General features: G+C 74.1%; 11 protein-coding genes. 6 read left to right on the top strand and 5 right to left on the bottom strand.

Annotated features, from left to right (window positions below):
• The first annotated feature begins 94 nt into the window (after positions 1-94).
• From FOE67_RS06835 to aceB, 4 genes are all read left to right on the top strand, one after another.
• A complete protein-coding gene (locus FOE67_RS06835) occupies positions 95-880 on the top strand; it encodes an IclR family transcriptional regulator (protein WP_182661505.1) in 786 nt (261 codons plus the stop codon).
• 172 nt (positions 881-1,052) lie between these two features.
• Positions 1,053-1,688: a Uma2 family endonuclease gene (locus FOE67_RS06830; protein ID WP_182661503.1), complete on the top strand. Its 636-nt coding sequence runs from the start codon at positions 1,053-1,055 to the stop codon at positions 1,686-1,688.
• Complete coding sequence (locus FOE67_RS06825) at positions 1,685-2,365, top strand: nucleotidyltransferase family protein (protein WP_182661501.1); 681 nt, start codon at positions 1,685-1,687, stop codon at positions 2,363-2,365. The genes FOE67_RS06830 and FOE67_RS06825 overlap by 4 nt, the downstream gene beginning before the upstream one ends.
• Before the next feature lie 66 nt (positions 2,366-2,431).
• The gene (aceB, locus tag FOE67_RS06820) at positions 2,432-4,060 is read left to right on the top strand and encodes a malate synthase A (RefSeq protein ID WP_182661499.1); all 1,629 of its coding nucleotides are present in this window, start codon (positions 2,432-2,434) and stop codon (positions 4,058-4,060) included.
• A gap of 55 nt (positions 4,061-4,115) precedes the next feature.
• Here aceB and FOE67_RS06815 read toward each other — a convergent pair whose 3' ends face one another.
• Positions 4,116-4,685, bottom strand: coding sequence for a DinB family protein (locus tag FOE67_RS06815; RefSeq protein ID WP_323384385.1), 570 nt, complete (start codon positions 4,683-4,685; stop codon positions 4,116-4,118).
• A gap of 290 nt (positions 4,686-4,975) precedes the next feature.
• A complete protein-coding gene (locus FOE67_RS06810) occupies positions 4,976-6,079 on the bottom strand; it encodes a DUF2332 domain-containing protein (protein ID WP_182661495.1) in 1,104 nt (367 codons plus the stop codon).
• Positions 6,080-6,344: 265 nt separating this feature from the next.
• Here FOE67_RS06810 and FOE67_RS06805 point away from each other — a divergent pair, with 265 nt between their 5' ends.
• Positions 6,345-7,214, top strand: coding sequence for a GNAT family N-acetyltransferase (locus tag FOE67_RS06805; RefSeq protein ID WP_182661493.1), 870 nt, complete (start codon positions 6,345-6,347; stop codon positions 7,212-7,214).
• A 181-nt stretch (positions 7,215-7,395) separates the two neighbouring features.
• Here FOE67_RS06805 and FOE67_RS06800 read toward each other — a convergent pair whose 3' ends face one another.
• Entirely contained in the window at positions 7,396-7,887 is a 492-nt protein-coding gene (locus tag FOE67_RS06800; RefSeq protein WP_182661491.1) for an Lrp/AsnC family transcriptional regulator, read from the bottom strand.
• Positions 7,888-7,980: 93 nt separating this feature from the next.
• Here FOE67_RS06800 and FOE67_RS06795 point away from each other — a divergent pair, with 93 nt between their 5' ends.
• A complete protein-coding gene (locus FOE67_RS06795) occupies positions 7,981-8,454 on the top strand; it encodes a rhodanese-like domain-containing protein (RefSeq protein ID WP_182661489.1) in 474 nt (157 codons plus the stop codon).
• A 40-nt stretch (positions 8,455-8,494) separates the two neighbouring features.
• On the opposite strand, the gene FOE67_RS06790 is transcribed toward FOE67_RS06795, so the two are convergent.
• Both FOE67_RS06790 and pucL read right to left on the bottom strand, forming a co-directional pair.
• On the bottom strand, positions 8,495-9,883 hold the full coding sequence (locus FOE67_RS06790) for an 8-oxoguanine deaminase (RefSeq protein WP_182661487.1): 1,389 nt from the start codon (positions 9,881-9,883) through the stop codon (positions 8,495-8,497).
• Positions 9,884-9,942: 59 nt separating this feature from the next.
• On the bottom strand, positions 9,943-10,914 hold the full coding sequence (pucL, locus tag FOE67_RS06785; protein WP_182661508.1) for a factor-independent urate hydroxylase: 972 nt from the start codon (positions 10,912-10,914) through the stop codon (positions 9,943-9,945).
• Between the last annotated feature and the right edge of the window lie 11 nt (positions 10,915-10,925).

Here is a 10,925-nt window from a genome sequence, read left to right as displayed (position 1 = left end):
GAGATAGCTCCAAGTCTCGTGGGTTCGGAGATGTGTATAAAAGACAGGGTCCATCCCGCCGCCCCCTCATCATCCCGCCGGAAAGGAACGCCACGTGCCGCCGTCCGAGGAACGCAAATCGCCAGCCGCCGGCGGCGGGGTCCAGTCCCTGGAGCGGGCCTTCGTCCTCCTGGAGCACATGGCCGACGCGGGCGGTGAGATCGGCCTCAGCGAGCTGGCCAACGACAGCGGTCTGCCCCTGCCGACCATCCACCGCCTGATGCGCACCCTGGTGGCCAGCGGCTACGTCCGCCAGCAGTCCAACCGCCGCTACGCCCTGGGCCCGCGCCTGATCCGGCTCGGCGAGGCCGCCGCCCGCCCCCTGACCACCTGGGCCCGGCCCCACCTCGCCCGACTGGTGGACGTGACCGGCGAGACCGCCAACATGGCGCTGCTCGACGGGGACGAGGTGGTCTACGTGGCACAGGTGCCCTCCCGGCACTCCATGCGGATGATCACCGAGGTCGGCAAGCGGGTCCCGCCGCACACCGCCGCCGTGGGCAAGGCCCTGCTCTCCCAGCGACCCGACGCCGAGGTGCGGGCCATGCTCGTGCGCACCGGGATGCCGGCACTGACCGAGCGCACCGTCACCTCTCCCGACGCCTTCCTCGCCGAACTGGAGACCGTGCGGGCCGACGGCTGGGCCGTGGACGACAACGAACAGGAGATCGGCGTGCGCTGCCTGGCCGTCTCCGTGCCCGACTCCCCCACCCCGGCGGCCATCTCGGTCTCCGGTCCGGCCGGACGCCTCACCGAGGACTCCACCGACAAGATCGTCCCGCTGCTGCGCGAGGTCGCCCGCGACCTGTCGGCCTCCCTCAACGCCCACCGACCGGACTGACGACGACCCTTCACGCGATCGGGTGAGGGGGCGACCGGGAAACCGTTTTCCGGGGACTCCCCGGGGCTTTACGGGAGAGGGGCCGTCGGGCTCGGCGCACGGTGCCGAACGGGCTTGTCCGGCGGTGGCCCGGCCACCGGACCGGAGGAGCTGGAGGAGGAGGTGCTGCGCCATGACCCGTGCCATCGGCCCCGTCGTTCCGACCCACCGGGACCCCGGGCTCGACGAGGTCCTGTGGGGGACGTGGAGGGCCGTGGAACTCCCCGAGGGCTACCGCGCCGAAATCGTCGAGGGGTTCATCGAGGTGTCACCGACGGGACGTTACCGCCCCGGCGGGATCGTCAACCGGCTGCACCGCGCCCTGAACGACTTCCCGACCCGGACCCCGGCAGGCACCGGATGGGTCGCCGGGAACGACATGAACGTCATCCACGACCCGAAGGTGTGGATTCCCGATCTCTTCGTGGCCCCGGAGGACGACGAACCCCACATCACCGATGACGGGCTCGGCCTGCGCGCCTCCTGCCTCGAGGTGGTGGTGGAGGTGGTCTCGCCGGGTCACGAGAGTGTGTCCCGGGACCGCATCCGCAAGCGGCGGGCATACGCCCGGGCCGGTATCCCCGGGTACCTGCTGCTCGACGACCACGACGAGGGCGGCACGGTGACCCTGCTGACCTCGCCCTCCCCGGGGGAGGCCGTGTACCTCGAGGAGACCCGCACCCCCTACGGCACACCGGTGACCGTTCCCACCGGCTCCGCGAAGGGCTTCGTGATCACCGAGGCGATCACCGGGCCCTCCGGGGCGTGAGAGCGGTGAGGGGCGGTACGGCCGGCCTGGTGCTCGCGGCGGGCGGCGGGCGGCGCCTGGGTGGGCGACCCAAGGCCCTGCTGGAGGTGGGGGGCCGGTCCCTGGCGGAACGCGCCGTCGCCGTGCTCTCGGCCGCGGGCTGCGATCCGGTGCGGGTGGTGATCGGTGCCCACGCCGAACGGGTCCGGGCACGGCTGACGGCGTCGGGCGCGGGCCCCCGGGAGATCGTGGTCAACCCCGGGTGGGAGGAGGGGATGGGCTCCTCGTTGCGCGTCGGCCTGAACCCCCCGCCGGCGGCCGAGGCCGTGCTGGTGATGCTGGTGGACCAGCCGGGGATCGGTGCCGCGGCGGCGGCCCGGGTGATCGCGGCCGGCCGGGAGGCCCCCGGCGGGCTCCGCTCCGCCCTGGTCACCGCCGGGTACGGCGGGAAGCGGGGGCATCCCGTGCTGCTCGGGGCCGAGCACCTGCCCGGGGTGGTCGCCTCCGCCCGGGGCGACCGGGGCGCCCGGGCGTACCTGGCGGAGCACGCCGACCGGGTGCGGATCGTGGAGTGCTCCGACGTGGCCGACCCGGCCGACATCGACACCCCGGAGGACCTGCGGAGAGCGCTCGCGGCGGGACGACCCGCCGCGCCCCGGCCTCAACAAAGTGTTGAACGCGACGGTGGCCGAACCTAGGATTCCGTCCGTGGCGGCGCGCGGCGGTGCGGGCCGCCGGCCGCCCGCGAAGGAGTCCCTCCCCCCATGGCCGACGCCGCTCCCGGCTCCACCTCCCGCCCGTCCGCCTCCGTCGAGGTGCACGGCACCCCCCTGCCCCGCGAGGAGGAGGTGCTGACCCCGGAGGCCCTGGAATTCCTCTCCGAACTGCACCGCCGCTTCACCCCCGTGAGGGACGACCTGCTCGCCGCCCGGGCCGCACGCCGGGCGGAGATCGCGCGCACCGGCGCCCTCGACTTCCTCCCGGAAACCGCCCGGGTCCGGGAAGCGGAGTGGACGGTCGCGCCGACCCCACCCGCGCTGCTGGACCGGCGAGTGGAGATCACCGGTCCCACGGACCGCAAGATGACCGTCAACGCCCTGAACTCCGGGGCCCGGGTCTGGCTGGCGGACTTCGAGGACGCCTCCTCCCCCACCCGGGCCAACGTCATCGGCGGGCAGCTCTCCATGGCCGACGCCTTCCGTCGGCGACTCGACTTCACCGACGAACGCGGCAAGCGGTACGCGCTGCGCCCCGACGACGAACTCGCCGTGGTGGTGATGCGTCCGCGCGGCTGGCACCTGGACGAGAAGCACCTGACCGTGGACGGCCGCCGGATCCCCGGCGCCCTGGTCGACTTCGGGCTGTACCTCTTCCACAACGGCCGGCTCCTCGCCGAGCAGGGGCGCGGCCCCTACTTCTACCTCGCGAAGCTGGAGTCGCACGCCGAGGCCCGGCTGTGGAACGACGTGTTCCTCACCGCGCAGGAACTGCTGGGCATGGAACGGGGCACCATCCGGGCCACCGTGCTGATCGAGACGATCACCGCCGCCTTCGAGATGGAGGAGATCCTGTACGAGCTGCGGGAACACGCGGCCGGTCTCAACGCGGGACGCTGGGACTACCTGTTCTCCATCGTGAAGAACTTCCGGGACGCCGGGGAACGGTTCGTGCTCCCCGACCGCAACGCCGTGACCATGACCGCCCCCTTCATGCGCGCCTACACCGAACTGCTGGTGCGCACCTGCCACAAGCGGGGGGCGCACGCCATCGGCGGCATGGCGGCCTTCATCCCCTCGAAGGACGAGGAGGTCAACGCGGCGGCGATGGAGAAGGTGCGCGCCGACAAGGACCGGGAGGCCGGCGACGGCTTCGACGGCTCCTGGGTGGCCCACCCCGGCCTGGTGCCGGTGGCCCGCGCCTCCTTCGACGCCGTCCTGGGCGACCGCCCCCACCAGCGCGAACGCCTGCGGGAGGACGTGCGGGTGACCGCCGAACAGCTGCTGGCGATCGACTCCACCGGCGCCCACCCCACCCTGGCGGGGCTGCGCAACGCGGTGCAGGTCGGAACCCGCTACCTGCGATCCTGGTTGGCCGGCCGGGGCGCGGTGGCGGTCTTCGACCTGATGGAGGACGTGGCCACGGCGGAGATCTCGCGCTCGCAGCTGTGGCAGTGGATCGACGCCCGGGTCGTGCTGGACGACGGTCGCACGGTGACCGCCGACCTGGTGCGGGAGGTGGCGGCCGAGGAGTTGACGGCGATCGAGGCGGAGGTGGGTGCGGAGGAGTTCGCCGCCGGCGGGTGGCGACGGGCGCACGAGCTGCTGCTGGAGATCGCCCTGGCGGAGGAGTACGTCGACTTCCTCACCATCCCGGCCTACGAGTTGCTGGACTGATCCCGGTCACCGGAACACCGGGGCCATGACCGGTCCCGGTGTTCCGGTCCGCGTCTCAGCCCGCGTCCCGGCCCGCGGCGGCTTCCCCGATCCCGTGCTTCGGGCCGGCGGCGAAGCCGTGGAGACGGAGGTCGCGCAGGACGCCGAGTTCGGCGCCGTGATGGGCGGCCTCGTCCAGGGCGTGGAGGACCAACAGGAGGTAGGTGGCCTCCGCGTAGGGGCCGGCCTGCGGGCCCATGGGCCGCTGGAGGCCCTCGTCACCGAGGGCTTCGACCCGGGCCCGGAAGCGGGCGCACTCCCGGTCGAGCGCCCCGATGCCCTCCGCCGCCGTGCCCGGCCACGTGTACCGCGTCTCCGCCGGGGGCTCGTCCCCGAAGAAACGGCCGTACCCGCGCAGGCAGTCCGCTCCGATGTGCCACATCCGCCAGGCGATCGTGGTGAACGGCGCGGGCCGGGAATCGTCCGGGGAGGGACGGTCGGCGCGGAACCCACCGTCCGCGTCCTCCCGGATCGTCAGGCAGGGAGTGACGGGCTCCCAGAGGTATTCGGTGTCGGTGAGGCCGTCGAGGCGGACGAGGGTGCGGGACCGCACCTCGTCGAGGGTGCGCAGGAGATCACGGGTCACGGGGCCGGGTGGGGTCATGGGCTGCTCCGGTTTCGCCGACGGACGCGACCGGCACCGTCCGTCGGTACGGGGAACGGGAAGACGAGGGGACGGGAAGAACACGGCGTGCCGGCCGCCGGCCGGAGCGTATCCCCGCCCACCGACATCGGGATGGGAACGCGGCTGCCGACGGAACGGCCTGCCGGGGGCACCGCGCGCCGAACCCCACCCCGGAACGTGGCGGTTGAACATCCACTGCGCCCCGGCGCCCCACCGGGAGCGGCCCCCGACGAACCGTGGCGCCGGTGGGCTCACGAGCCGGGGGCGGTGCTGCCGGGACTCGCGGTCCACGCCACCATGCGGCCCCGTGACCAGCAACGGCCCAGGGCCTCGGCTGTCACCGCGCGCGGGGCCGACCGATCGAGGATCGCCAGGCCGATGATGCTGTGTCCGGAGGCGGGACGATCGCCGAGGGTGGGTATCGTCGGCGCGACGCCGACCCCTTCCGCCGACACCCACGCCACCGGCCGTCCGGCCGCCGCCTCGTGAAGGTGGTGCAGGAAACGCGGGCGGCTCCCGGCGGGAAAGCGCGACAGCGCCCGGGTGGTGGTGACGACGGGCAGGGCGTCCGCCGGGACCCGGGTCAGGGCGTCGGGCAGCATCCGGACGGGGTCGCCCCGCAGCAGCAGCGGCGGGACCGTCGCGGTCAACGCCGTCTCCGCCTCCAGCCTCGCGAGCCGCTCCGTCCGATCGGGCCGGTCCGGCCACAGACAGGCACGCAACCAGCGGGCGTCGTCCGCATCGGTCACGTCGAGCGGTTCGGTGTCGATGCCGACCCGGGTGATGACCCGGGGCATCGCCCCGGTCGGGACGGATCGGCCGGCCACGATCGAGGCCGAAAGTTGGACCGGGGAGGACGGGTCACCCAGCGACACACCGTCACTGTAGGTGATGCCGACCCGATCGACGGCGAGATTGAAGCCGGCCGAACACCCCGGGTCGATCAGGCCCACCGCGGTCGCGCCCGTCCGGCGCGCCGCCTCGGCAATGGCCGGGTACAGCACGGCGTGGCGCCCGGTCTCATCGGTTCGCACCCTCCGACGCACGGCGATGGCCACGACCGCGTCGGTCATGCGCAGCAGCGTGTCGATCGCCGCAGCGGCGGCGGCGTCACCGTCCCCGGTGGCATGGGACGCGGCAAGCGCAGGAGCCCGTCCGGCGAGGGCGAGGTCGTGCAGCGCGGCGAAGATCACCCGGGGGTGCCGCCTGCGAGCCGGCACCGTCCCGATGGCGCGCAACGCCTCCTCGGACCCGCTCAGGGCGACGGCCACTCGCTCGTACAGCGACGATGTCCCGGCGGCGTCGATCTCACCGAAGCGCCGGTACATCCGTGCGAGGGCTTGGATCCCGCTCATGGACGGCGCCTCCTCCGGTCGGTTCCGGCATCACGCCGGCTCTGCGGCCGGGGACGCGGGGATCTCCCCCTCCCCCGGCGTTCCCGGGCGCGTGGGCGTCGGGGACATTCTCCACCGACTCACCGGCCGCTTCCGCCGTTCCGGTGGGGGAGGAACGTTTCGAGCCGGCACCCCCGGGGGTGCCCGGTACCCCCGCCCGGTCCCCTCCGCCGTTCCGCCGAAAACCGGGTGCGGAACGGCACCGCGATGGTGTGGGATCCGGGGCATGACGATCGCGTTGGGCGGGCCGGGGGTGGACGGAACGGTCGCGGCCGTGGACGCGCTGCGGGAGTGGCAGGAGGACGGGGCGCCGCCGCAGCTGCACCCGGGGGACGTCGGCTGGTTCCACCGGTTCGGCGCGGAGGCGACGGCCGCGGCACTGCGGACCTGGAGCCGGGGCGGACGGATCCTCGCCGTCGGACTGCTGGACGGTCCCCGCCTGTTGCGTCTGGCGATCGCGCCGGACGCCCTGCGGGACGAGGAGTTGGCGCGGCGACTGGTCGGGGACCTGATCGACCCGGGGCGCGGTGTCCTGCCGGAGGGGAGGGCGAACATCGAGGCGCCTCCGGGCGCGTTGCTCCACGATCTGCTGGACGCCGAGGGCTGGGGCACCGATGAGCCGTGGACACCGCTGCGCCGTGACCTTGCCGGGCCGGTGGAGGACCCGGGCGTGCGGATCGAGGTGGTCGGGCCGGAGGGGGCGCGCGAGCGGGCCGCCGTGCACCGGGCCTCCTTCCAGGGCTCGACGTTCACGGAGGAGCGGTGGCACGCGATGGCCGCCGGCCCGGTGTACGCCGATGCCCGGTGCCTGGTCGCGTACGACGACCGGGACACCGCGGTGGCGGCGGTGACGGTGTGGTCGGCCGGCCCGGGGAGGCCGGGGCTGATCGAACCCATGGGGGCGCACCGGGAACATCACGGTCGCGGGTACGGCAGGGCGATCACCCTCGCGGCGGCGGCGGCCCTGCGGGAGATGGGCTGCTCCAGCGCGTTCGTCTGCACGCCGAGCTCCCTCGTCGCCGCCGTCGCCACCTACGTCTCGGCCGGCTTCCGGGCCCTCCCGGAGGTGCGGGACAGGACGCGCGGCGATGAGTGAGGAGCACGACGGGCTGCCGCGGGTGGACGAGCACGCCGTGGTGGTGGGGGCGGCTCCGGAGGAGGTGCCGCGCGCGCCGGAGGAGACCCCGGCGCCGTCCTCCGTCCGGCCCGCCGCCCGGTACGCGGCCCCGGGGTGCGCGGAGCGGACGGCGGGCGGACCGCGCCCGTTCGCGGAGGCGTCACGCCTGTCCGCGGGGGCGTCCGGGCCGCTCCGGCGGGGAAACCGCGGCCGTGATCGCGCGACCCGGGAGTGGGCTGGAGTAGACCACGGAGGTGGTGACGGAGCCGAGTCCCGCGATGCGGCCCGTGGTCGTCTCCAGGTGGCGCATGGAGCGCGCGAGGACCTTGAGCACGAAGCAGTCCTCACCGGTGACGTGGTGGGCCTCCAGGATCTCGGGGGTGGTCTCCAGCAGGTCCCGGAACGGCTTGTAGTTCCCGGTGGGGTAGCGCAGGCGGACGAAGGCCAGGATGCCGAGCCCGAGCCGCTCCGGGTCCACCACGGCCGCGTAGCCGCGGATCACGCCGCTCTCCTCCAGCCGTCGCACCCGCTCGGTGACGGCACTGGCCGACATGGACACCATCCGCGCCAACTCGGCGTAGCCGACCCGGCCGTCCCGCTGCAGGACGTCCAGGATGCGCGTGTCGATCTCGTCGAGGGATTCGGCGGTCATCGGGCATGATTACCACGACATCCCCGGCGTGATCCATGGAAGACCGTTGATCGGCGGTGTCGGTGGACGCCGAGCGCTCGTAGCGTTTCCTCCATGACCCACATCACCGCGAGTCCGGCCCTGCGCGTACCGCCCGCGCCCCCCGCCGAGGCCGCCGCCTTCTTCGCCGCACAACTCTCCTTCCGGACGGACGTCTCCGATGTCCGCGCCTCCCTCGACTCCGGCGAGCCGGGGTTCGTGCTGGTCGATTCGCGCGGGGACGCGGCCTGGCGGCAGGGCCGCGTGCCGGGCGCGGTGCACCTGCCCACCGCGCTCGTCCCGTCCCGGGCCCCCGACCTGCTCGACCCGACGGTTCCGGTCGTCACCTACTGCTGGGGGCCCGGCTGCGACGGCGCCGGCCGGGCGGCGCTCGCCCTCGCCCGGCTCGGCTACCGGGTCAAGGAGATGATCGGGGGGATCGAGTACTGGATCCGCGAGGGCTTCCCGGTCGAGACTGCCGCCGGCACCGAGCGGCGCGCGGCGGACCCCTTGACGGCCCCGGTCGACTCCGCCGCCTGCGGGTGCTGACGAACGCCGACCGGGGGCCGGTCCGCCCGGACCGGGCCGCTCAGGGCGCGGCGTCGGCCAACCGACGGGCCTGCGTGCGGGCCTCCCGGGCGACGGCCTCCTCGTCGACGGTCAGCAGTCGGCCGTCCTCCACCACCGGCTCCCCGCCGACCAGGGCCAGGGATATCGGGGCGGGCGGGCCGAGCACGAGGGCCGCCACGGGGTCGACGATGGTGGAGTGCCCCAGCCCGTCGAGGCGCCAGAGCACCACGTCCGCGAGCTTGCCCGGCTCCAGGGAGCCGATCTCGCGGTCGCGGCCCAGTACCCGGGCACCCCCCATGGTGGCCAGTCGCAGGGCGTCGTCCACGCCCAGGGCCTTCTCCCGGTGCGGACCGAGGCGGCTGACCAGCAGGGCGTTGCGCAGTTCGGTGTGCAGCTCACCGGCCTCGTTGGAGGCGGTGCCGTCCACTCCCAGCCCGACGGGGACGCCCGCGCGCAGGAGGTCGGGGACCCGGGCGATGCCGGCGGCCAGGCGGGCGTTGGAGGAGGGGCAGTGCGCCACTCCGGTGCCGGTGCGGGCGAAGGCGGCCACGTCGGCGTCGGTCATGTGGACGCAGTGCGCCATCCACACGTCCTCGCCCAGCCAGCCGGTGGTCTCGAAGTACTCGGTGGGGCCCATGCCGAACAGTTCGTGGCAGTACTTCTCCTCCTCCACCGTCTCCGAGCCGTGGGTGTGCAGCCGCACGCCCTTGCGGCGGGCCAGCGCGGCGGCCTCCCGCATCAGGTCGGTGGAGACGGAGAACGGCGAGCAGGGGGCGGCGGCGATGTGCAGCATCGAGCCGAACGAGGGGTCGTGGTGGGTGTCCACGGCCTCCTCGGTGGCCCGCAGCGCCTCCTCGGTGGACTCCACCGCGAAGTCCGGGGGCAGGCCGCCGTCGGACTCGCCCCGGTCCATCGAGCCCCGGGTCGCGGTGAGTCGGATGCCGACCTCGCGGCCGGCGGCGATCGTGGCGCCCAGCAGGTCGCCGGAACCGCGGGGGAAGATGTAGTGGTGGTCGGAGGCCGTGGTGACGCCGCCGCGCGCCATCATCGCCAGGGAGGCCCGGGCGGCGGCGCCGACCATCGGTTCGTCGATCCGCGCCCACACCGGGTAGAGCGCCACCAGCCAGTCGAAGAGGTTGTGGTCGGTGGCCATGCCCCGGGTGAGCCACTGGTAGAAGTGGTGGTGGGTGTTGACCAGGCCGGGGGTGGCGAGGTGCCCCTCGGCGTCCACCCGGCGCACCTCGCCGGTTCCCCGCGCCGGTGCGGGGGCGGGGCCGGCGCCGACCGCCTCGATCACCCCGTCGGAGATCACCAGGTGGCCCCGTTCGTGCCGGGTGTTCCCGGCGTCGACGGTGGCGACGGCGCAGTTCTCGATCACCAGGCGCCGGGGGGTGGGCTGATCCGCCATGGGTGGGTTCTCCGGTCTCGGGACGGTGGGGTGCGGGGCGCCCGGTCGGGCGGCCCCGCTCACAGGGCGTTGACGAGGTCCGGGGGTATCCGGGCGGTGGCGCCCTCGCGCAGGACGGTCGCCTCGATGAGCCCGTGGGGGTCGTCGCCGGCGACGTGGACCTCGTGGTCGTTCTCGAGGCCGAAGGGCGAGAGATCGAACGGGACATGGTGCTTGTTGGGCAGGGAGAGCCGGATCTCCGCCACGCCGGGAACGCCGGTCAGGACGCGGCCCCCCATCTCGTAGAGCGTCTGCTGCAGGGACAGCGAGTGGGTGAGGGCGAAGGCGGCCAGGAGGTGGTCGCGGGCGGCGGTCCAGCGGGCGTCCCAGTCGGGGGCGGGCCCCTCGTCCGGCCCGGTGCCGGCACCGGTACCGGACCCCGCGCCGGGCAACCGGTCGGCGTACCGCCACAGGGCGGTGACCTCGGTGGCGAGGATGCGGTCGGTGGTTTCGCGCAGGGTGGTGTAGCGGTCCTCGACGAAGCCGTGGAACTCGGAGGCGGTGGTGTTGAGGACCGTCAGGCCGGTGAGGCCGGCCAGCACCTCGCAGCCCTCGGCGTCGACGGTGACCTGTGCGATCCGGGTCTCCCGGCCCGAGCGGACGAAGGAGTGCCGGGGCGGATCGGCTACCTCCCCGTCGGGGGTCGGGGCGCCGGGAACCTCGATGCGCTCCCACAGGTGCTCCTCGATCCGCACCCGGGCGCGGTGGATGGACTCCTGACCGGCGACGAAGTGGCGGGCGAGGAGCAGGGCGAACTCCTCGGCGGAGGCGATGCCGTGCTCGCGGGCGAAGGCGTAGACGGTGTTCCTGACGGTGTCGGTCGGCAACACCTTGTCGTTGCGGCCCAGGGTGTGGGTCTCCTCCAGGTCGCCCTCCAGGGCGATGGAGACCTCGAGGTCCTTGAGGTGGTGGGTCCGGCCCTCGCGGACCACCCGCACCACCCGGTTCCCGGCCTTCCCGTAGCGGGCGGGACCCAGGACGACGCCGGGCAGGGGTCCGGGGG

This window comes from Streptomyces calidiresistens (genome assembly GCF_014141525.1).
Classification (GTDB): Bacteria; Actinomycetota; Actinomycetes; order Streptomycetales; family Streptomycetaceae; genus Streptomyces; species Streptomyces calidiresistens.
The sequence above is the reverse complement of the archived record's forward strand: the minus strand, read 5'-3'. Positions and strand labels throughout refer to the sequence as shown.

Bases quoted from the DNA above. Each gene is read 5' to 3' on its own strand.
- FOE67_RS06830 (WP_182661503.1), top strand. From the start codon at position 1,053: ATGACCCGTGCCATCGGCCCCGTCGTTCCGACCCACCGGGACCCCGGG.
- aceB (WP_182661499.1), top strand. From the start codon at position 2,432: ATGGCCGACGCCGCTCCCGGCTCCACCTCCCGCCCGTCCGCCTCCGTC.
- FOE67_RS06810 (WP_182661495.1), bottom strand. From the start codon at position 6,079: ATGAGCGGGATCCAAGCCCTCGCACGGATGTACCGGCGCTTCGGTGAG.
- FOE67_RS06805 (WP_182661493.1), top strand. From the start codon at position 6,345: ATGACGATCGCGTTGGGCGGGCCGGGGGTGGACGGAACGGTCGCGGCC.
- FOE67_RS06800 (WP_182661491.1), bottom strand. From the start codon at position 7,887: ATGACCGCCGAATCCCTCGACGAGATCGACACGCGCATCCTGGACGTC.
- FOE67_RS06795 (WP_182661489.1), top strand. From the start codon at position 7,981: ATGACCCACATCACCGCGAGTCCGGCCCTGCGCGTACCGCCCGCGCCC.
- FOE67_RS06790 (WP_182661487.1), bottom strand. From the start codon at position 9,883: ATGGCGGATCAGCCCACCCCCCGGCGCCTGGTGATCGAGAACTGCGCC.